The sequence below is a fragment of the Knoellia sp. B-D-2 genome (assembly GCF_057714695.1).
Genome location: NZ_CM173189.1, coordinates 2,213,787 through 2,234,041, shown reverse-complemented (window position 1 = coordinate 2,234,041; position 20,255 = coordinate 2,213,787). Strand labels below are relative to the sequence as shown.

Below are 20,255 nucleotides of genomic sequence, written 5' to 3'. Positions count from 1 at the left end.
GGTGGATCAGGGGTGTCAACACCGTAGCGGCGCCTCGGACGCATGTCACATTCCGGTAACGGGGCGGCGCCCGCTCCGCGGTCGTCGGGCCGGGTCAGGTCCGCCGACGCTCGTGCCCGGCTCGTGCTCGGCTCGTGCTCAGCTCGTGCTCAGCGGGATACGGCCCCGTCGACCGTGGCGGCGTCGACGTGACGTGCAGCACGTGCGACGAACACGTGCGACGCGATGTCGTCCGGGAGCGAGACCCCGGTGGCTTCGTCGGCCCCCGCGAGGGCCGCGATGACCCGTCCACCATCGCGGCGCACGACGGCCAGCTGGCCCGGCAGCAGCCCGGCGGCGGTGATGAGGCCGAGGGCCTCGTGGTCGTTCTGGGCCGGCTCGCCGATGCGTCGCACGGTCACCGTCACCGGGACCTCGACCGCGACCTCGCTGAGGGTCGACAGCCCGGTCCGGAAGTCCTCGCCCAAGGCCTCGCCGAACTCGTCGAGCCCCGGGATGGGGTTGCCGTAGGGCGACTCCGCGTGGTCGGCGAGCAGCGCGAGGATCTTGCGTTCGACGCGGTCGGACATGACGTGCTCCCAGCGACAGGCCTCGTCGTGGACGTACTCCCACTCGAGCCCGATGACGTCGACGAGGAGCCGCTCGGCGATGCGGTGCTTGCGCATGACGCGGGTCGCGAGGCGCCGCCCCTCCACCGAGAGCTCGATGTGCCGGTCTCCTGCGACGGCCAGCAGCCCGTCCCGCTCCATCCGCGCGACGGTCTGGGAGACCGTCGGGCCCGAGTGCCCCAGGCGCTCGGCGATCCGCGCGCGGAGAGGAGTGATGCCCTCCTCCTCGAGCTCGAAGACGGTGCGAAGGTACATCTCCGTGGTGTCGATGAGGTCGGTCACGGCTCAAGTCTCTCATTCACATCGGCGGGCACCCGACCACGCCGACGGGGGTCGTGGGCCGGCAGCCACCGGGCGAGCAGCGGGGCGCCGGCGAGGACGACGAGCCCGAGGACGACGCTGGCGGCGCCGAGGCTCGCCACGACGGTCACGGCGCTGACCAGGACCGGAGCGCCGTTCTGCCCGATGAGCGAGAGGAAGCGCCACACCGAGAGGAACTGCGCCCGGCCGGCGACCGGCGCGGCGTCCGCCCCCAGCGTCTGGACGATCCCCGACCCGAGCCCGTTGCCGACGCCCATGAGCGTGGAGACCACCGCGACGGCGGCGAACCCGTGGGTCAGCGGCAGCGCCACCAGGCCCAGCCCGAGGACGACGAGGAAGGGCACGGCGACCCACACCCGGCCGAAACGGTCCATGACCGAGCCGGCCGGGTAGAAGAGGAGAACCTCGGCGGCACCGGCGATGCCGAAGAGGACGGCGGTGCCGCTGCTGCTGACGCCGACCGACTCGGCCCAGAGCGGGACGACGATGAACCGTCCCTGCCGGGCGACGCCGATGAGGACCACCCCCAGGCCGATCGTCGACAGGACGCGGCGGTGGCTGCGCACGACGTCGACCAGACGGACCCGCGAAGCAGTCTGCGGGGCGGGCCGAGCCTGCGGCCTCCCACCTCCGGCGGGTGTCGGCCGTGGTGCGTCCACGTCGACGAGGTCGTCGTCACGCAGCGCGAACCACGCCCACACCGCCGCCGACAGACCAGCGACGACGGCGACGGCATACGCGGCCTGGGTTCCCCAGAGCGCGATGACGGGCGCGGCGAGGAAGGGGCCGACGAACAGGCCGATGCGCTGGACGCCGCCCATCGTCGACATGGCGCGGGCCCTGACGTGCACGGGGGCGCGGGCCGTGAGCCACGACTGGCGGGCGAGCAGGAAGACCGACCCGGTCGTCCCCATGAGCGCGACGGCGGCGCCGAGGACCCAGAGGTTCTGCGCGACCACCGCGAGGGTGGCGCCGAGCGCGTCCAGCACCGCGGCGCCGACGAGCGCCCGGCGCTCGCCGATCCGTGACACGAGGGACCCGCTCGGCAGCGACGACGCGAACGCGGAGAGTCCCTCGATGAGGACGAACGCCGCCGCGACCGCCACACTCGCCCCGAGGCCACGGGCGCTGAGCGCCACGACGGGGATGGTCGCGCCGACGCCGATCGACCACACCGCGGTCGGCCCGAACGCCGGGAAGGCAATGCTCCGCAGCGAGAAGTCGTCGGGTACCGGCACGCCCGCCACCCTGACACGTAGGTTGGCAGGGTGCATGTGGTGATCCCGGGTCGACACAACGGCCCTCCGAGCTCGGGCAACGGCGGCTGGGTGAGCGGGCTGGTCGCCGGCCACACCCCGGTGACCGACGACGCGCCCGCCGTGTCCGTGCGCCTGCACCTGCCCCCTCCCCTGGATCGGCCGCTCGTCCTCGAGCCCGGCGACCCGGCCGACCCGGTCGACCCGGCCCACCCCGGCTCCCGGACGGTCCTGCGCGACGGGGACGACGTCGTCGCGAGCGCCGTCGCGGCGCCGACGCCCGCCGGCGACGCGCCCGCACCGGTGACCGTGGAGGTGGCGCGCGAGTCCGAGACGAGGGGCATCACGGCGCAGGAGCACCCCTTCCCGACCTGCTACGGCTGCGGCCCGCTCCACCCGGACGGGCTCCGACTCCGCTCCGGACCCGTCGCCGGAAACACCGGCCTGTATGCCGCCACGTGGACTCCCCGGGACGCCGCACCGCCCGAGGTGTGGGCCGCGCTGGACTGCCCCGGTGGCAAGGCGGCCGGGTTCCCGACCACGCTCATGGTGCTCGGTACGATGACCGCGCAGATCTTCACGCCTCCCGTCGTCGGGCGCGAGCACGTCGTGACCTCGTGGTCGCGCGGCGACGACGGACGCAAACGCCACGCGGGGTCCGCCCTGTTCACCGCCGACGGACGCCTCCTCGCCCGCGCCGAGCAGACGTGGATCGCCATCGACCGACCCGTTTGACCCATTGACACCGTGCGGGGGCGGGCACACTGTTGCTGCCCCACACCGGAAGACACCGAGACGAGGGAACGTGACACCGCAGTCCGACACCCAGACCACCACCCCCCAGCCCGCCGCGGCGGACCCCGACTTCCGCCCCGGGCTCGAGGGCGTCGTCGCCTTCGAGTCCCGGATCGCCGAGCCGGACAAGGAGGGCGGGGCGCTGCGCTACCGCGGCGTCGACATCAACGACCTCGTCGGCCACGTGAGCTTCGGCCAGGTGTGGGGGCTGCTCGTCGACAACGAGTTCGACCCGGGCCTGCCGCCGGCCGAGCCGTTCCCGCTCCCCGTGCACACCGGTGACGTCCGCGTCGACGTCCAGTCGGCGCTCGCGACACTGGCCCCGCTGTGGGGGTTCAAGCCGCTGCTCGACATCGACGCGGCGGAGGCCCGCGACCAGCTCGCCCGCTCCGCCGTCATGGCGCTGTCGTTCGTCGCCCAGTCGGCGCGCGGCCAGGGCCGGCCGATGGTCCCGCAGACCCAGGTCGACACGGGCGCGACGATCGCCGAGCGCTTCATGATCCGCTGGCGCGGCGAGCCCGACCCGAAGCACGTCGAGGCCGTCGACGCCTACTGGATCACCGCCGCCGAGCACGGCATGAACGCCTCGACGTTCACCGCGCGCGTCATCGCCTCGACCGGCGCCGACGTCGCCGCGTGCCTGTCCGGCGCGGTCGGTGCGATGTCCGGGCCCCTGCACGGCGGGGCCCCGTCGCGCGTCCTCCACATGATCGAGGGGGTCGAGGAGAGCGGCGACGCCCTGGCCTACGTCAAGGGCGTCCTCGACGGAGGCGAGCGCCTCATGGGCTTCGGGCACCGGGTCTACCGCGCCGAGGACCCGCGGGCCAAGGTCCTGCGCGACACCTGCCAACGGCTCGGCGCACCCCGCTTCGAGGTCGCCGCGGCGCTGGAACAGGCGGCCCTCGACGAGCTGCACGCCCGCCGTCCCGACCGGGTCCTCGCGACCAACGTCGAGTTCTGGGCCGCGGTCCTGCTCGACTTCGCGGAGGTGCCGGCTGACATGTTCACCTCGATGTTCACGTGTGCCCGGACCGCCGGCTGGTCCGCGCACATCCTCGAGCAGAAGGAGACGGGCCGCCTCATCCGCCCGAGCTCCCGCTACATCGGCGAGGCCACCCGTGGCATCGACGCCGTCGCGGGGTACCGCGAGGGCTGAGCGGGACCGGACGGCACGGCATACGAGGGCTGTGGTCGTATGCCGTGCGCTCCCGGCGGGTGGCCGCGTGCGCCGTGGTGAGCCGACCGCTGGGACGGCGTCCCGGTGGGTGAACTCCGGTCAGCGGCGTCGGCGGCGTTTGCGAGACTGTCCGCGTGACTGACGCCGCGATCACCCTGCCCGCCGACCTCCTCCCCACCGACGGCCGCTTCGGCTCGGGACCCTCCAAGGTCCGCCCCGAGCAGGTCGAGTTCCTCGCCTCCCTCGGCACCACCGTCCTCGGGACCTCCCACCGCCAGGCCCCCGTGAAGAACCTCGTGAAGTCCGTGCGCACCGGGCTCGCCGACCTTTTCTCGCTGCCCGAGGGCTACGAGGTCGTGCTCGGCAACGGTGGCGCGACGGCCTTCTGGGACATCGCCGCGTTCGGGCTGGTGCGCGAGCGTGCCCAGCACCTCGCGTTCGGGGAGTTCTCGAGCAAGTTCGGTGCGGTCACCGCCAACGCGCCGTTCCTCGGCGAGTCCTCGATCATCAAGAGCGAGCCGGGCACCCGCCCGAGCCCGGTCGCCGAGGACGGCATCGACGTCTACGCGTGGGCCCACAACGAGACGAGCACCGGCGTCATGGCCGACGTGCAGCGGGTCGAGGGCGCCGACGACGACGCGCTCGTGCTCATCGACTCCACGTCCGGCGCGGGCGGCCTGCCGGTCGACGTCGCGCAGACCGACGTCTACTACTTCGGCCCGCAGAAGTGCTTCGCCGCCGACGGTGGCCTGTGGCTTGCCCTCTTCTCCCCGGCCGCCCTCGCGCGCGTCGACGAGATCACCGCCTCGGGTCGCTGGGTGCCCGACTTCTTCAGCCTCCCCACGGCGATCGACAACAGCCGCAAGGACCAGACCTACAACACCCCGGCCGTCGGCACCCTCGCGCTCCTCGCCAACCAGCTCGAGTGGCTCAACGGCAACGGCGGGCTCGACTGGGCGACCGCACGCACCAAGGACTCCTCCGACCGGATCTACACGTGGGCCGAGTCCGTGGACTACGCGACGCCCTACGTCGCCGACCCCGCCGCCCGCAGCCAGGTCGTCGCGACGATCGACTTCGACGACGCCGTCGACGCCTCGGTCATCGCCGCGACGCTGCGCGCGCACGGCGTCGTCGACACCGAGCCGTACCGCAAGCTCGGGCGCAACCAGCTGCGCATCGCGACCTTCCCGGCTGTCGAGCCGGAGGACGTCAGCAAGCTCATCGCCTGCATCGAGCACGTCGTCGACGCCCTCTGACCGCCCCTGCCCACGGCCGAGCAGGTCGTGGGTCGGCGCGCGAAGTGCCCCACTCCTCTGACGACACGGACGGTTTCCGAGCGGTAACCTGACCTCACGGCCGTCAGTCTCGTGGGCGCCCAGGCGGCCTGGGCGCCGTCACGCCCACGGAGGGCGCCCGGCCCGGCGCGCGCAGGAGGGGCGCCGGGTCAGGTGAGGATGGCATACGCGACCGCGACGACGAGGAGCACGGCCAGCACGGCCAGCGTCATCCGACGGCGGAAGACCGGGGTCATCGGGCAGCCTCCGGGGCCGGCTCGGTGACCGTGTCACGCACGGGGACCGCCTCGATGGTGATGCGCGGGGAACGCTGCGACTCGTAGCTCACCCGGACATTCTGCTGCCGCGCGAGCCACCACAGCACCGCGACGAGGGTGAGCCCGATGAAGATGGGACCGATGGCGATGGTCCACCGGGGTCCCCACACCTCGCCGATCCAGCCAATGATCGGGGCGCCGATGGGCGTGCCGCCCATGAAGATCGCCATGTAGAGGGCCATCACCCGGCCGCGCACGAGCGGGTCGGTGCGAAGCTGGACCATCGCGTTGGCCGTCGTGAGCGCGGTGAGTGCCGACAGCCCGACCGGCACGAGGGCGAGCGCGAAGAGCTCGTAGGTCGGCGCCAGGGCGGCCGCCGTGGTCGAGACGGTGAAACCGACGAGCGCGAAGAGCAGGACCCGCAGCCGGGGTTCGCCGCGCCTGGCGCTGAGCAGGGCCGCGGTGAGCGAGCCGATCGCCATGATCGAGCCGAGGATGCCGTACTCGGTCGGGCCCTTGTGGAACTCCGCCGTCGCCATGAGCGCGGTCGTCACCTGGAAGTTCATCCCGAAGGTGCCGAGCACGAAGACGAGCAGCATGACCACCTTGAGGTCCGGGCGGTTGCGGACGTAGACGAGGCCGTCGCGGATCGCCCCCTTGCCCCGGGTGAGGGGAGACGGGATGAGCTCGCTGGCGCGCAGCCTGCTCAGGGCCACGAGGACGAAGACGAAGGTCAGCACGTTGACGAGCAGGGTCAGCCCGGTGCCGTAGGCCGCGATCATCAGGCCGGCGACGCCGGGGCCGATGAGCCGACCCCCGTTGAACGAGGCGCTGTTGAGCGCGACCGCGTTGGCAAGCTTGTCGCGGGGGACCATCTCGGAGACGAACGACTGGCGGGCCGGGTTGTCGATCGCGGTGATGACGCCCTGGGTGAGGGCGATCGCGTAGACCATCCACAGGGTCGCGACGTCCGTGATGACGAGCAGGGCGAGCACGAGGCTCGTGACGAGGAGCAGGGCCTGCGTGACGAGGAGGATCCGGCGCTTCGGGAAGCGGTCGGCGATCGCCCCCGCCCAGGGGGCGAGCACGAGGAACGGAAGGAACTGGAGCCCGGTGACGATGCCCAGCGCCTGGCTGGAGTTGTCGGTCAGCTCGGTGAGGACCAGCCAGTCCTGGGCGACCCGCCCCATCCAGGTTCCGACGTTGGACACGAAGGAGCCGGCGTAGTAGATCCGGTAGTTGCGTTCGGAGAACGAGGTGAAGGTCGGGCTCATTCGGCGGCGACCTTGGCGAGGATCGTGGCCGCCTGCTGGAGGACGGCCTGCTCGTGGGGGTTCAGCCGGGCCACGCGCACGACCATCCACGCGTCGCGCTTGCGCCGGGTGTCGCGCAGGACCTGTCGCGCCGCGGGTGTGAGCGTGAGGTTGACCTGGCGCCGGTCGGTGGGGTCGGGCGCGCGCTCGACCCACCCGAGGTCGACGAGACCCGCCACGGTCCGGGACATGCTCGGCGCGCTGACCCGCTCGATCTCGGCGAGCTCACCGGGCGTGCGGGCCCCCTCCTCGAGGCGGCACATGACCGAGAAGTGGTGCGGCGCAATGGTGTCGGTGCTCTCGTAGCGCACGCGTCGCGAGATCCGCATGCAGGCCAGGCGCAGCTCGCCGGCGAGGGAGGACACGGCAGCGGGCCGCAGGGCGGCATACGGGTGGCTGGTGTCCTGAGTCATGTACTTAGCCTAACTCCTTACTTTGGCTAAGTATTCCTCCGAGGTCGGGCTCGCGCTGCAGGTCACGACCCGGACTGCGTATGCCGTCCCACCCGGCGCTCGCTAGGGTTCCGCCCATGCCGACTGCCACCACCCACGCCGCCGACCCACGCACGGGGCCCTCCACCATCGACCGCTACTTCAAGATCTCCGAGCGCGGCTCGAGCATCGGGCAGGAGGTGCGCGGCGGGGTCGTCACGTTCTTCACGATGGCCTACATCGTCGTGCTCAACCCGCTCATCCTCGGCTTCGCCCAGGACGTCAACGGGGACTTCCTCGGCGGCGGGTCCGGTGACGGCTCGAACCTCCCCGCGATCGCCGCGGGCACGGCCCTGGTGGCCGGTCTCCTCACGATCCTCATGGGGGTCGTCGCCAACTTCCCGCTCGCCCTGGCGACCGGGCTGGGGCTCAACGCGTTCGTCGCGTTCGCCATCGCCTCGCAGATGACGTGGGCCGACGCCATGGGCCTCGTCGTCCTCGAGGGCCTCATCATCCTCGTGCTCGTCCTCACCGGCTTCCGAACGGCGGTCTTCCACGCCGTCCCGACCCAGCTCAAGGTCGCGATCTCCGTGGGGATCGGCCTGTTCATCGCGCTCATCGGCTTCGTCGACGCCGGCTTCGTCCGCCGCACGGCCCAGGGCACGGTCCCGGTCCAGCTCGGCGTCGACGGCTTCCTCGGCGGCTGGCCGACCTTCGTCTTCGTCATCGGCCTGCTGCTCATCATCGTCCTGTGGGTCCGCAAGGTCCGCGGCGCCATCCTCATCGCCATCGCCGCGACGACCGTCCTCGCCATCGTCATCGAGGCCATCGCCAAGATCGGCCCCGCGGTCGCGGGCGACAAGGTCAACCCGACCGGCTGGGGCCTCGTCGTGCCCACCCTGCCGGACCAGATCATCGACTCCCCCGACTTCTCGACCGTCGGCCAGTTCTCGCTGTTCGGGTCGTTCCAGTCGGTCGGTGTCGTCGCCGCCGCGCTGCTCATCTTCACGCTCATGCTCGCCGACTTCTTCGACACCATGGGCACGATGACCGCCATCGGCGCCGAGGCGAACCTCCTCGACGAGGACGGCATGCCGCCGAACACCGAGCGCATCCTCGTCGTCGACTCGCTCGCCGCCGCGGCCGGTGGCGCCGCCGGTGTCTCGTCGAACACCTCCTACATCGAGTCGGCGTCGGGCGTCGGGGAGGGCGCGCGCACCGGGCTGGCCTCGGTCGTCACCGGCCTGCTGTTCCTCGCCTCGATGGTGTTCGCGCCGCTCGTCAAGGTCATCCCGTCCGAGGCCGCGGTCCCCGCTCTCGTGCTCGTCGGGTTCCTCATGATGCAGCAGGTCAAGGACATCGACTGGGACGACGTCGAGATCGCCATCCCGGCGTTCCTCACGATCGTGCTCATGCCGTTCACGTACTCGATCACCGCGGGCATCGGCGCCGGCTTCGTCGCCTACGTCCTCATCAAGGTCGTGCGCGGCAAGGCGGCCGCGGTGCACCCGCTCATGTGGCTCGTCGCCGGGCTCTTCGTCCTCTACTTCGCGATCGACCCGATCAAGGACCTCCTCGGCGTCTGACCCCCACCCCCGACTTATTGCGCATTCCGGTCCCACAGCAGCGACTTATTGCGCGTTTCGGCCCCTTCCAGAGACGAGAACCGTCCGCGGGAGGGGCCGAAATGCGCAATAAGTCGGCTTCTCAACCGGCGTCGTGGGCGTTGCCGCGGCCGCGGCGCACGTAGGCCAGGCCGATCGAGCCGAGCACGAACCCGGCCACGCAGCCCCACGGCCACCACGACCGGTCGCCCTCGTGCAGGGCCGGGACGAGCAGGGTCACGGCCAGGGCGACGAGCCAGAGGACGAGCCCGATGGCGATGATCCGCTGGGTCGGGACCTGCATGGCCTCGAGCACCTCGATCTCGCGCTCGGTCACGCCGTCCGGCACGGCTTCGGGCGGTATGCCGTCCGGCCGCCGTCCCTGCGTCCCCTCGGACCCGCTCATCGGGCCGTCAGACCCGCTCGAGCGCGGTGTCGTCGAGCACCGGAGGGGCGATCAGCTCGGGCTCGGGAGCGTCGATGTCGACCTCGGAGTGGGCGCCACACCCGTGGTCACAGCTCACGACGCGACCGTCGGAAGGAGACCACGCGTTGGCGCACACGCCGAAAAAAGACCGCAACGCACCCGCCATCGGGACGAAGAACCCGCACGACGAGCAGGGGGCCGGGGCCTTCTGGGCCACGGGGGCCGACGGTCCGGAGTCGCCCTCGTACCAGCGCTGCGCCGCGGTCTCGCGACCCTCGGCGGACAGCACCCGGGGGCGGCCCAGTCCGAGCTCCCACAGGGCGAGCTGGTCGACGTCCTCGTCGCCGGTGGCCTCGAAGCCGGCCTCCAGCAGCGGGTCGTCGTCGATCCTGGGCGTGACGTCGCCGGGGCCGATGTCCCCGGGAGCCAGCCGGTCGGCATACGGGAGCCACTGCGGTGACAGGAGCGCGCCGTCACCGGGAAGCAGGTTCGCCTCGGACACGGTGACCGTCTTGGAACGCGGCACGCGCGCGACGGTGATCGCCCAGCGCCAGCCGGGGTAGGACGCGGCCGTGCAGGCGAAGTAGTGCGTGCCGACGCGGTCCTCGACCATGTCCATGCCGAGGTGCTCGCCGACGGTGCCCTTCTCGGCGATCGACTCGGCGGCCTCACGGGCGAGGTCGACCGCCCCCTTGAGGGTCGGGTCGGGCTTGACGACCGCCATCAGATCTCGAGGTCGTCGGCGACCGCGCGCAGGACCTGGGCGACCTTGCCGCCGTGGGCCTTGTCGGGGTAGTGCCCACGCCGCAGCGAGCTCTGGACGGAGTCGAGGAGGGTGATGACGTCCTCGACGATGACGACCATGTCCTCGGCCGGCTTGCGGTCGCGCACCTTGCGGTTCGCGGTGACGCTCGCGGCGGGCTCGAGGAGGCGCACGGACAGGGCCTGCGCGCCGCGCCGCCCCTCGACGATCCCGAACTCGATGCGGGCACCGTTCTTGAGCGAGGTCACGCCCTCGGGGAGCGCGCTGGAGGGCACGAAGACGTCACCGCCCTCGGTGGGGTCGTCGGTGGACACGAATCCGAAGCCCTTCTCGGAGTCGTAGAACTTCACCTTGCCAGTCGGCACGGGGCACCTCTGTGGTCGCTGCGAATGGGGCGGAGTGCGGGCGTCGCACCTCCGGTCGGACTCCCACAGGCTATCCCGGCCCGCGTATGCCGCGCGCACACCTTTCCGGGTGACCGCCCCACCCCTCCCGCTTGCGTCTGCGTGGATGGTGAGGAATCCGACCATGCACGCAGACGCAGGCAGCCGGGGGGGCAGCCGGGGGGCGGGCGGGGGCGGGCGGGGGCGGGCGGGGGCGGGCGGGGGCGGGCGGGCGGAAACCGGGTTGGGGGGTGTCGGTCCGGGCTGGGAGAGTGCTCCGGTGACCGCAGCGACCGACCGACCCAAGGTGAGCCTGCGCCAGTTCTGGGCAGACCTGCCGGCGCCGGGTCGGTGGCTGCTGTCGACCGTGGCCGTCCAGACGCTCGGACGCGGCCTGACCCTGCCCTTCACCGTCATCTACATCAACGAGGTCCGCGGCATCGGTCTCGGCACCGCGGGCACGCTGCTCGCCCTCATCGCCGTCGTCGCGCTGCTCGTCACCGGCCCCGGCGGCTCGCTCACCGACCGCATCGGCGCCCGCAGGATGCTCATCGTCGGCACCACGTCGCAGCTCGTCGGGTGCGTCGTCCTCGCGTTCGCGACCACCGTGCCGATGTTCGTCGTGGGGTTCGTGCTGCTCGGGGTCAACTTCGGGGTGTCGTGGCCGGCGTTCAACGCCCTCATCGCCTCGGTCGTCTCCGGGCCGCTGCGCCAGCAGTACTTCGGGGTCAACTTCGCCCTCGTCAACCTGGGCATCGGCCTCGGCGGCGTGGTCGGCGGGCTGTTCGTCGACGTGCGCGAGCCGATGACCTTCACGCTCATCTTCCTCGCCGACGCCCTGAGCATGCTCGTCCCCATCGGGCTGCTCCTCGGCCCGCTGCGTCACGTCCACGGCCGTGCGGAGCGACCCGAGGACGCTCCGACCGTCGGCTACCTCGACCTGCTGCGACGCCCGCCGGTGCTGTGGCTGACCTTCATCACCTTCCTCTGCACCTTCATCGGCTACGGGCAGATCGAGTCCGGCTTCCCCGCGTTCTCGCGCCAGGTCGGCGAGGTCTCGACCGGCGTCATCGGGCTCGCCTTCGCCCTCAACACCCTCGTCATCGTCGCGATGCAGTTCCCGGTGCTCCAGGCGGTGACCGGTCGCCGGCGCACGCGGGGGCTGCTCGTCATGGTCGTCGTGTGGTTCGTCTCGTGGCTGGCCCTGTCGGCGGCCGGCCTCGGACCGGCGACGATCGGCGCGACCGTCGCCGTCATCGGCTTCATGGCCCTGTTCGGCTTCGGCGAGATCTTCATGCAGATCGCCATCCCGGCCATCACCAACGACATGGCCGACGACCACATCCGCGGCCGCGCCAATGCCGTCAACGCGGGGGCGTTCCAGGCCGGGGCCATCCTCGGCCCGATCGTGTCCGGCCTGCTGCTGGAGCACGACCTGTCCGGCGCGTTCATCGCGACCATGCTGGCCGGGCTCGTCGTCATGGCCGGCGCGATCGTCGTGCTCGAGCGTCAGCTCGACGACACCGAGAACGGCGTCACCGTACGCTGATCCCCCACGCGCCCGTCCACGTCGCCCCGGGGGCGAGGACGAGGAGCGAGTCCCCGGAGTTGAACGCGTCCGGCGGGCAGGTCATCGGCTCGACCGCGATGCCGTGCTCGCCACTCTGGTCGGCCTCCGCCTTCCCGGAGAACACCTGCGCCCACGGGAACGCCTCGGCGTCGCCCCACACGTCGACGACCGGCCTCCCGGGGACGGCGACCGTGACCGTCCACGGCCCCTCCCCGGCCGTGAGATCCGTGTATGCCGTGTCGAGCCGCTGCGTCCCCAGCCGCCTCCGCTCCCTGAAGTCGTATGCCGTCCCCTCCACCGGGTGCGTGCCGGCGGGGATGAGCCTGTCGTCGACCTCGACCCAGGTGTCGCCGGGCACGCGCACCTCGACCTCGCCGACGGGGACGTCACCGATGGCGACGTAGGGGTGGGCGCCGTAGCCGAACGGCGCGGCTTCCCCTCCGACGTTCGTCACCCCGGTGGTGACGGTGAGGCCGTCCCGTGACACGGCATACGTCGTCGTCGTCTCGAGGTGCCAGTCCCAGCCCGGCTGCGGGAAGAGGCGATGGCCGACGGTGAGGGAGGTGTCCGTGCGCTCGAGGAGCCGCCACGGGGCCCACCGCACGAGGCCGTGGCTCGCGTTGCCGTGCTCGACCTCGGTGAGCGGCAGCTGTCGCTGCACCCCGCCGTGGGAGTAGCGGCCGTCGCGGATGCGGTTGGGCCACGGGATGAGCTGCTGGCCGCGCCCGGACGTGCACGTCGCGTCCTCGGCGTAGCCCGCGAGGACGTGGACGCCGTCGCGCGTCCAGGTGCGCAGGCCGCCGCCCACCTCGACGACGACGAGCTCGTCCGGACCGACCGTGAGGTGCCACTGCTCGCCGGTGGGTGCGGGGGCGTCAGCGCTCATGTCGGCGAATCTACGCGCGACCGGGCGGGACTACGGTGGTGAGGTGCCGCTCCCTTCTCCCTCCACTGCCCGTTCCCTCGCCGACGACATCCGGGGACGGTCCGACGAGGAGCTGGCGGCACTGCTCGCGGCCCGGCCCGACCTCGCGCGACCCGCGCCGAGCGACCTCACGGCCCTCGCGGCGCGCAGCTCGACGCGCGCCAGCACCGCTCGCGCGATCGACGGGCTCGACGCCGCGCACGTCCAGGTCCTCGAGGCCGCGGCCGTCGGGGGCGAGGTCGTCACCTCGAAGGCGCTGACCCTCAGCCTCGGCGACGCCGACCCCGCCCGGGTCACTGAGCTGCTCGACGACCTGTGGCGGCTCGCCCTCGTCTGGCGGGCGCCCGAAGGCCTCGTCGTCACCCGCACCGCCAAGGACGTCCTCGGTGAGGGGGTCGCCGGGCTCGGGCCGTCGGCCACCGACCTGCCCGGCGGCGACGTTCCCGATGCGGCGACACTGCGTGCCTCGATCGCCGCCGCACCCGCACGGGCGCGCGCGATCCTCGACCGGCTGACGTGGGGGCCCTCGGTCGGCATCGTCCCGCCGGAGGACGGCCCGGGACGCCGCGTCCCTTCCGACGACGGGCCACGCTGGCTGCTCGCCCAAGGCCTCGTCCGCGCGGTGGCCGCCGACCAGATCGCGATGCCCCGCGAGGTGGCGATGGTCCTGCGCGAGGGCCGGGTGCACCGCCAGCCCCAGCTCTCGCCGCCCCCGGTCGAGGGACCGCAGCGGGACGGCGACGCCGTCGACGCGGCCGCCGGTGCCGCCGCGAGCGCCGTCCTGGCCCTCCTCGACGAGCTGCTCGACTCGTGGTCGCAGACGCCGCCGCGGGTCCTGCGGACCGGCGGGCTCGCGGTGCGCGACCTCAAGGCGGCCGCCGCGCGGCTGGACACGTCACCGGAGCACACGGCATACCTCGTCGAGCTGGCCCTCATCGGTGACCTCGTCGCCGACGACGGCGAGGTCGACCCGCACTGGGTGCCGACCGCGGAGTACGACGCGTGGCAGACCGAGCCCGGCGGCGAGCGGTGGGCCCGGCTCGCGCTGGCGTGGCTCGCGACGACCCGCGCTCCGCACCGCGTCGGGTCGCGGACCGACGCCGCCGCGGTCGTCAACGCCCTCGGGCCGGACGTGCAGTGGCCCCCGATCCGGTCGCTGCGCCGCGAGGTGCTGGACCTGCTCGCGAGCGCCGAGCCGGGTGTCGCGACGACGTCCGCCGGGCTCGCGGCCGCGGTGCGCTGGCGTCGGCCCCGCCGTGTCCCCCGCACGCTCGAGGACGTCGTCGAGTCGGTCCTCGGCGAGGCGGCCTGGCTCGGCGTGACCGGGCACGGGGCGCTGAGCGTCGCCGGTCGCGCCCTGCTCGCCAGCGAGGGCGACGTCGCGGTCGTGGCCGAGTCGATCCACCCGCACCTCCCGGCGCCCGTCGACGCCGTCCTGCTCCAGGCCGACCTCACCGCGATCGCGCCCGGGCCGGTGACCGGCTCGCTGGCGGCGTTCCTCCGCCTCGTCGCCGACGTCGAGTCGCGTGGTGGGGCGACGGTGCACCGCTTCAGCGACGCCTCGATCCGCCGCTGCCTCGACACGGGCTGGACCGGTGAGGACATCCTCGCCGGGCTGCGCGACGCCAGCCGGACGCCGGTGCCGCAGCCGCTCGAGTACCTCGTGCGCGACGTCGCCCGCCGCCACGGCACGGTCCGGGTGCGGGGGGTCGGTGCCATCGTCCGCAGCGAGGACGAGGCCGGTCTCGACGTCATGCTCGCCAACCGGCGCCTCGCCGCGCTCCAGCTCCGGCGCATCGCGCCCACGGTGCTCACCTCGCCGGCCGGGCCCGAGGTGGTGCTCGAGATGCTGCGCGAGGAGGGCTACTCACCCGTGGGCGAGTCCCCGTCCGGCACGGTCACCGTGCCCAGGCGGCCCGTGCGACGGGCGGTCCGCCGCACCTCGGTGGACTCGGCCCTCGTGCACGCGATGGACCGGGGGCAGATCGGCTCGCTCGTGTCCGGGCTCCGCGCGGCGGAGTCGCACGCCCGGGCCAAGGCCGCCGCCGCGCCCGGCGGGCGCAGCGGTCCGGCCATCCCCGCGAACGACCCGACGACGTCGGTGGCGGTGCTGCGCGAGGCGATCGCCGACGGGCGGGCCGTGTGGCTCGGCTACTCGGACGGCATCGGCCGCACGCAGCGGCTGCTCTTCTACCCCGAGCGGCTCGACGGCGGGCGCGTCTCCGGCGTGAGCGACGGCATCACCCGGACCCTGTCGATCCACCGCATCACCGGCGTCGTCGCCGACTGACCACCCCACCCCACCCCCCAGCCCCGACTTATTGCGCATTCCGTCCCCAGCCGTGCGACTGATTGCGCAACACGGCCGGCCGAGCCGGCCGTGTTGCGCAATCAGTCCGGCTTGCAGGGGGCGGGTTCAAGGGAGTCACGCAACACCTCGATCACGAGGAGTTGTTTGTCATGAGGGGTCGGCCGAGGGCGCCGCGGGAGCTGGATCGCCGGTTTTGGGCTGGGATCCGGGACGGGTTGAGCGTGGAGGATGCGGGCGGGTTGACGGGGCTGTCGTACAGGTGGGCCAGTCGCATCTTCCGGGAGGCTGGCGGGGTGAAACCCACGTCTGTTGCCGCCCCGGTTGGCCGGTACCTGTCGTTCTCGGAGCGGGAGGAGATCGCGGCGTTGGTCCATGCCGACCGCGGGGTACGGGAGATCGCCCGCCGGCTGGGGCGTGATCCGGGCAGCATCAGCCGCGAGCTGGCTCGGGGCGCGACCAGGCGCGGCTACCGTCCCTCGGTGGCCCAAGCCGCAGTCGATCGTGGCCGCACGGCTCCTCGCGCGGCGAAGCTGGCCACCAATCTCCGGCTGCGTGGGGAGGTCCAGGCCAGGCTGGAGCGGCACGAAAGCCCGGAACAGGTCGCTGGAAGACTGAAGGTCGACTTCCCCGACGAACCGGAGATGCGGGTGTCGCACGAGACGATCTACCAGTCGCTGTACATCCAGGCCCGTGGTGGTCTCAAGCGGGAGCTGACCGCGTGCTTGCGCACCGGCCGGTCGATGCGCCGACCACGCCGCCGCGAGGGTGAGCGCCGCGCGCGGATCCCGGACATGGTGATGATCAGCTCGCGCCCGCCCGAGGTCGAGGACCGCGCGGTGCCCGGACACTGGGAAGGCGACCTCATCCTCGGCTCCACCGCCTCGGCGTCCGCGGTCGGCACGTTGGTGGAGCGCACCACCGGCTTCACGATGCTGCTGCACCTGCCCGACAACCACGGCGCCCTGGCCGTGCAGGACGCGCTGGTGGCCAAGATGCTGACGCTGCCTGAACAGCTCAGACGGTCGCTGACCTGGGACCAGGGCAGCGAGATGGCACGTCACGCCCAGATCGCCGAAGCCACCGGTCTGGAGATCTACTTCTGTGACCCCCACTCGCCCTGGCAGCGCGGCACGAACGAGAACACCAACGGGCTGCTGCGCCAGTACCTGCCCAAAGGTAGCGACCTCAGCTTCTACGGGCCCGGGATGCTCGACAACATCGCCGCCGAACTGAACTCCAGACCCCGCAAACGCCACGCCTTCAAAACCCCAGCCGAGATGCTCAACGAACTACTGTCTGCGAACATCGCCAACGGTGTTGCGTGACTCCCTTGATTCCGCCGGGCCGGAATGCGCAATAAGTCGTCAGGCGGGGTCAGGCGGGGGTGAGGGCGCGGACGACGGCGGAGGGTGAGGGGCGGCCGAGGTGCTGCGCCATCCACGCGCTCGTCCCGAGCAGCGCCTCGAGGTCGACGCCGGTGCGGACCCCCGCGCCCGCCATCGCCCAGACGAGGTCCTCGGTGGCGAGGTTGCCGGTCGCGCTCTCGGCGTAGGGGCAGCCCCCGAGCCCACCGGCCGACGCGTCGACCACGGTGACCCCGCGCCGGAGCGCGACGAGCGTGTTGCTCAGCGCCTGGCCGTACGTGTCGTGGAAGTGGACGCCGATCCGGTCCACTCCGATCCCCCGGTCGTGCAGCGCGTCGAGCAGTCGGGCGACGTGTCCGGAGGTCGCGACCCCGATCGTGTCCCCCAACGACAGCTGGTCACAGCCGAGGTCCATGAGCCGCTCCGCCACCGAGACGACCTGGTCGACCGGCACCGGCCCCTCCCAGGGGTCGCCGAAGCACATCGACACGTACGCACGCACCCACAGCCCCGCCCCCTGCGCGCGCTCGACGACCGGCGCGAACATCGCGATGGACTCGTCGACGCTGCGGTTGAGGTTCTTGCGCGCGAAGGTCTCGGTCGCGCTGCCGAAGATCGCCACCGCGCCGACGCCCGCCTCGAGCGCCCGGTCGAGGCCGCGCTCGTTCGGGACGAGCACCGGCCGCCTCGGCCCGAGCCCCTCGTCGCCGAGCAGCTCGAGGACCTCGCTCGCGTCGGCCAGCTGCGGCACCCACTGCGGGTTGACGAACGACGTCGTCTCCACCGTCCCGAGCCCGGCCGCGGCCAGGCGTCGGATGAACTCCGCCTTGACGGCCGCCGGCACGACCGCCTTCTCGTTCTGGAGGCCGTCGCGCGCCCCCACCTCGTAGATGGTGATCTCCGGCGGCAGTGTCGGGTCGGGCTCGACCTGCGGGGTGCGCATGCTCATGCCTGATCCTGACACGGGCGGCGAGATCACCGACCGAGGCGTGAGCAGGCCGCCGGGCGGGATACCTTGTCGCCATGAGCGAGAACGACAAGGACCAGAGCCCGGGCGAGCACACCGACCCGACCGCCAGCCCGGACTGGACGGCGCCGTCGGGCTCCCAGGGCTCCGGCACCCCCGCGGACTCCTCATCCGACCCCACTCACGAGCGCCCGGCCGCGCCCGAGTCGGCACCCACCGAGCAGATCCCGCAGGGCTCCGACGCCCCCCAGGGCCCTGAGACCCCGCCGGTCCCGCCCGCCCCCAGCTACGAGTCTCCGTACCAGGTGCCCCGCGGCCCGGGCGACCCGTACGCCGGGTCGAGCACCCAGCCCACGAACCCGTATGCCGCCACGCCTCCCCCGTCGCCGCACGACCCGTATGCCGTCCCGCAGCCGCCGCCGTACGACCCCTACGCGGCGACGGGCGGGCAGTGGCAGCAGACGCCGCAGGCCCAGCCCGGTGGCTACCCGGCCTACCAGGTTCCCGGCCAGTGGCAGGCACCGCCGGCCGCCTACGGCGCCCCCGCCACGCAGAACACCAGCGCGCTCGTCCTGACGATCCTCTCGGGCATCGTCACGCTCTCGTGCTGCGTTCCGGGCATCGCGCCGCTCATCCTCGGCATCATGGCGCTCAACAAGCAGTCGACCGACCCGGAGGGCTCGCGCCGGCTGACGAAGTGGGGCTGGATCGCCTTCGGGGTCGGGATGGCCCTCGTCGTCCTCGGGATCATCGGCTTCATCGCGCTCGGCGCCGCCGGGGTCTGGGACGACGGTGGCTACAGTTCCGACTCCGACTTCTCGTACTGAGGCAGCGTGACCGACGGCGCACTCATCGTCCAGAGCGACAAGACGCTCCTCCTCGAGGTCGACCACCCCGGGTCGGCCGACGCGCGGCGGGCCATCGCGCCGTTCGCCGAGCTGGAGCGCGCCCCGGAGCACATCCACACCTACCGGATCACCCCGCTCGGTCTGTGGAACGCCCGGGCTGCCGGTCATGACGCGGAGCAGGTGGTCGATGCCCTCGTCACCCACAGCCGATACCCGGTGCCTCATGCGCTGCTCATCGACGTGGCCGACACGATGGCCCGCTACGGACGGCTCACCCTCAGCAAGGACGCCGAGTCCCGCCTCATCCTCCGGACCACAGATCGCGCCGTGCTCACGGAAGTGTTGCGGCACAAGCGGATCAAGCCGCTCATCGGCGACCGCATCGACGACGACACCGTCGTCGTCCACCCGAGCGAGCGCGGCCACCTCAAGCAGGAGCTGCTCAAGGTGGGCTGGCCCGCCGAGGACGAGGCCGGCTACGTCGACGGCGAGGCACACGCGATCTCGCTCGACCAGAGCGACGGCTGGGCCCTGCGGCCCTACCAGGAGCAGGCGGTCGACGGCTTCTGGGACGGCGGCTCCGGAGTCGTCGTCCTGCCCTGCGGCGCCGGCAAGACCCTCGTCGGTGCCGGCGCGATGGCCAAGGCATCCGCGACGACCCTCATCCTCGTCACCAACACCGTCTCGGCGCGACAGTGGAAGGACGAGCTCATCCGGCGCACGAGCCTGACCGAGGACGAGATCGGCGAGTACTCCGGCGCCCGCAAGGAGATCCGCCCGGTCACCATCGCGACCTACCAGGTGCTGACGACGCGTCGCAAGGGCGTGTACACCCACCTCGACCTGCTCGACGCCAAGGACTGGGGCCTCGTCGTCTATGACGAGGTGCACCTGCTCCCCGCGCCGATCTTCCGGATGACCGCCGACCTCCAGGCGCGCCGCCGACTGGGGCTCACCGCAACCCTGGTGCGCGAGGACGGACTCGAGTCCGACGTCTTCTCGCTCATCGGTCCCAAGCGCTTCGACGCGCCCTGGAAGGACATCGAGGCGCAGGGCTACATCGCCCCGGCCGACTGCGTCGAGGTCCGGGTCACGCTGCCCGACGGACAACGCATGGCGTATGCCGTCGCGGAGCCGGACGAGCGCTACCGCCTCGCCTCCTGCTCGGACGCCAAGCTGCCCGTGGTCGAGCAGCTCGTCGCAAAGCACCGCGGCGAGCCGACGCTCGTCATCGGCCAGTACCTCGACCAGCTCGACGAGCTCGCCGGCCGCCTCGAGGCCGACGTCATCACCGGCGCCACCACCGTCGCCGAGCGCCAGCGCCTCTACTCCGCGTTCCGCGACGGCGAGATCAGCCTGCTCGTCGTCTCCAAGGTCGCGAACTTCTCGATCGACCTGCCGGAGGCGAGCGTCGCGATCCAGGTGTCGGGCACCTTCGGCTCCCGCCAGGAGGAGGCCCAGCGCCTCGGCCGGGTCCTGCGCCCCAAGGGCGACGGCCGCACCGCGCACTTCTACACCGTCGTCGCTCGCGACACCGTCGACGCCGACTTCGCCGCGCACCGGCAGCGCTTCCTCGCCGAGCAGGGCTACGCCTACCGCATCATCGACGCCGACGACCTCGCCTGAGCCCCGACCCG

At 72.4% G+C, this 20,255-nt stretch carries 18 protein-coding genes; 9 read left to right on the top strand and 9 right to left on the bottom strand.

All coding sequences use genetic code 11. The features are described 5' to 3' along the window. Positions 1–149 precede the first annotated feature (149 nt). Together AC3EU2_RS10650 and AC3EU2_RS10645 are read right to left on the bottom strand one after the other, a co-directional pair. A complete protein-coding gene (locus tag AC3EU2_RS10650) occupies positions 150–890 on the bottom strand; it encodes an iron-dependent transcriptional repressor DtxR (protein WP_488176272.1) in 741 nt (246 codons plus the stop codon). Continuing rightward, a complete protein-coding gene (locus tag AC3EU2_RS10645; RefSeq protein ID WP_488176271.1) occupies positions 887–2,167 on the bottom strand; it encodes an MFS transporter in 1,281 nt (426 codons plus the stop codon). Before AC3EU2_RS10645 ends, AC3EU2_RS10650 begins: the two co-directional genes overlap by 4 nt. A 39-nt stretch (positions 2,168–2,206) precedes the next feature. On the opposite strand from AC3EU2_RS10645, the gene AC3EU2_RS10640 reads away from it, so the two are divergent. The 3 genes from AC3EU2_RS10640 (at position 2,207) to serC (ending at position 5,416) form a co-directional block, all read left to right on the top strand. Next, entirely contained in the window at positions 2,207–2,920 is a 714-nt protein-coding gene (locus AC3EU2_RS10640) for a hypothetical protein (RefSeq protein WP_488176270.1), read from the top strand. Positions 2,921–2,990: 70 nt separating this feature from the next. Beyond that, a complete protein-coding gene (locus AC3EU2_RS10635; RefSeq protein ID WP_488176269.1) occupies positions 2,991–4,136 on the top strand; it encodes a citrate synthase 2 in 1,146 nt (381 codons plus the stop codon). A 155-nt stretch (positions 4,137–4,291) separates the two neighbouring features. Continuing rightward, positions 4,292–5,416 carry a phosphoserine transaminase gene (serC, locus tag AC3EU2_RS10630; RefSeq protein ID WP_488176268.1) on the top strand — a complete coding sequence of 375 codons (1,125 nt, stop codon included), beginning with the start codon at positions 4,292–4,294 and terminating at the stop codon, positions 5,414–5,416. A 271-nt stretch (positions 5,417–5,687) separates the two neighbouring features. Here serC and AC3EU2_RS10625 read toward each other — a convergent pair whose 3' ends face one another. Both AC3EU2_RS10625 and AC3EU2_RS10620 read right to left on the bottom strand, forming a co-directional pair. Next, a complete protein-coding gene (locus AC3EU2_RS10625; RefSeq protein ID WP_488176267.1) occupies positions 5,688–6,986 on the bottom strand; it encodes an MFS transporter in 1,299 nt (432 codons plus the stop codon). Continuing rightward, complete coding sequence (locus AC3EU2_RS10620; RefSeq protein WP_488176266.1) at positions 6,983–7,438, bottom strand: MarR family winged helix-turn-helix transcriptional regulator; 456 nt, start codon at positions 7,436–7,438, stop codon at positions 6,983–6,985. The genes AC3EU2_RS10625 and AC3EU2_RS10620 overlap by 4 nt, the downstream gene beginning before the upstream one ends. 116 nt (positions 7,439–7,554) lie before the next feature. Here AC3EU2_RS10620 and AC3EU2_RS10615 point away from each other — a divergent pair, with 116 nt between their 5' ends. Then, complete coding sequence (locus AC3EU2_RS10615; RefSeq protein WP_488176265.1) at positions 7,555–9,042, top strand: NCS2 family permease; 1,488 nt, start codon at positions 7,555–7,557, stop codon at positions 9,040–9,042. 121 nt (positions 9,043–9,163) lie between these two features. Here AC3EU2_RS10615 and AC3EU2_RS10610 read toward each other — a convergent pair whose 3' ends face one another. The 3 genes from AC3EU2_RS10610 to AC3EU2_RS10600 are packed head-to-tail and all read right to left on the bottom strand — an operon-like array spanning position 9,164 to position 10,615. After that, positions 9,164–9,466 carry a DUF2530 domain-containing protein gene (locus AC3EU2_RS10610; RefSeq protein WP_488176264.1) on the bottom strand — a complete coding sequence of 101 codons (303 nt, stop codon included), beginning with the start codon at positions 9,464–9,466 and terminating at the stop codon, positions 9,164–9,166. A 7-nt stretch (positions 9,467–9,473) separates the two neighbouring features. Beyond that, positions 9,474–10,211: a DUF3027 domain-containing protein gene (locus tag AC3EU2_RS10605; RefSeq protein ID WP_488176263.1), complete on the bottom strand. Its 738-nt coding sequence runs from the start codon at positions 10,209–10,211 to the stop codon at positions 9,474–9,476. After that, positions 10,211–10,615: a cold-shock protein gene (locus AC3EU2_RS10600; RefSeq protein WP_488176262.1), complete on the bottom strand. Its 405-nt coding sequence runs from the start codon at positions 10,613–10,615 to the stop codon at positions 10,211–10,213. Before AC3EU2_RS10600 ends, AC3EU2_RS10605 begins: the two co-directional genes overlap by 1 nt. Before the next feature lie 298 nt (positions 10,616–10,913). Here AC3EU2_RS10600 and AC3EU2_RS10595 point away from each other — a divergent pair, with 298 nt between their 5' ends. After that, positions 10,914–12,182: an MFS transporter gene (locus AC3EU2_RS10595; RefSeq protein WP_488176261.1), complete on the top strand. Its 1,269-nt coding sequence runs from the start codon at positions 10,914–10,916 to the stop codon at positions 12,180–12,182. Here the strand turns inward: AC3EU2_RS10595 and AC3EU2_RS10590 are convergent. After that, positions 12,169–13,089 (bottom strand): aldose 1-epimerase family protein, encoded by a 921-nt coding sequence (locus AC3EU2_RS10590; protein ID WP_488176260.1) that lies wholly within the window; start codon positions 13,087–13,089, stop codon positions 12,169–12,171. The two genes, AC3EU2_RS10595 and AC3EU2_RS10590, sit on opposite strands and share 14 nt — an antisense overlap. Before the next feature lie 43 nt (positions 13,090–13,132). On the opposite strand from AC3EU2_RS10590, the gene AC3EU2_RS10585 reads away from it, so the two are divergent. After that, on the top strand, positions 13,133–15,418 hold the full coding sequence (locus AC3EU2_RS10585; protein WP_488176259.1) for a helicase-associated domain-containing protein: 2,286 nt from the start codon (positions 13,133–13,135) through the stop codon (positions 15,416–15,418). A gap of 170 nt (positions 15,419–15,588) precedes the next feature. Further along, positions 15,589–16,764 carry an IS30 family transposase gene (locus AC3EU2_RS10580; protein ID WP_488176163.1) on the top strand — a complete coding sequence of 392 codons (1,176 nt, stop codon included), beginning with the start codon at positions 15,589–15,591 and terminating at the stop codon, positions 16,762–16,764. Positions 16,765–16,813: 49 nt separating this feature from the next. Here AC3EU2_RS10580 and AC3EU2_RS10575 read toward each other — a convergent pair whose 3' ends face one another. Continuing rightward, positions 16,814–17,746 (bottom strand): hydroxymethylglutaryl-CoA lyase, encoded by a 933-nt coding sequence (locus AC3EU2_RS10575; RefSeq protein ID WP_488179475.1) that lies wholly within the window; start codon positions 17,744–17,746, stop codon positions 16,814–16,816. 80 nt (positions 17,747–17,826) lie between these two features. Between AC3EU2_RS10575 and AC3EU2_RS10570 the strand changes: the two genes are divergently transcribed. Further along, positions 17,827–18,597, top strand: a complete 771-nt coding sequence (locus AC3EU2_RS10570; protein ID WP_488176258.1) for a DUF4190 domain-containing protein — start codon at positions 17,827–17,829, stop codon at positions 18,595–18,597. 6 nt (positions 18,598–18,603) lie between these two features. Next, positions 18,604–20,244, top strand: a complete 1,641-nt coding sequence (locus AC3EU2_RS10565; protein WP_488176257.1) for a DNA repair helicase XPB — start codon at positions 18,604–18,606, stop codon at positions 20,242–20,244. Positions 20,245–20,255 lie beyond the last annotated feature (11 nt).

Bases quoted from the DNA above. Each gene is read 5' to 3' on its own strand.
- AC3EU2_RS10570 (WP_488176258.1), top strand. From the start codon at position 17,827: ATGAGCGAGAACGACAAGGACCAGAGCCCGGGCGAGCACACCGACCCG.
- AC3EU2_RS10625 (WP_488176267.1), bottom strand. From the start codon at position 6,986: ATGAGCCCGACCTTCACCTCGTTCTCCGAACGCAACTACCGGATCTAC.
- AC3EU2_RS10610 (WP_488176264.1), bottom strand. From the start codon at position 9,466: ATGAGCGGGTCCGAGGGGACGCAGGGACGGCGGCCGGACGGCATACCG.
- AC3EU2_RS10605 (WP_488176263.1), bottom strand. From the start codon at position 10,211: ATGGCGGTCGTCAAGCCCGACCCGACCCTCAAGGGGGCGGTCGACCTC.
- AC3EU2_RS10590 (WP_488176260.1), bottom strand. From the start codon at position 13,089: ATGAGCGCTGACGCCCCCGCACCCACCGGCGAGCAGTGGCACCTCACG.
- AC3EU2_RS10615 (WP_488176265.1), top strand. From the start codon at position 7,555: ATGCCGACTGCCACCACCCACGCCGCCGACCCACGCACGGGGCCCTCC.
- AC3EU2_RS10575 (WP_488179475.1), bottom strand. From the start codon at position 17,746: ATGCGCACCCCGCAGGTCGAGCCCGACCCGACACTGCCGCCGGAGATC.
- AC3EU2_RS10620 (WP_488176266.1), bottom strand. From the start codon at position 7,438: ATGACTCAGGACACCAGCCACCCGTATGCCGCCCTGCGGCCCGCTGCC.
- AC3EU2_RS10580 (WP_488176163.1), top strand. From the start codon at position 15,589: ATGAGGGGTCGGCCGAGGGCGCCGCGGGAGCTGGATCGCCGGTTTTGG.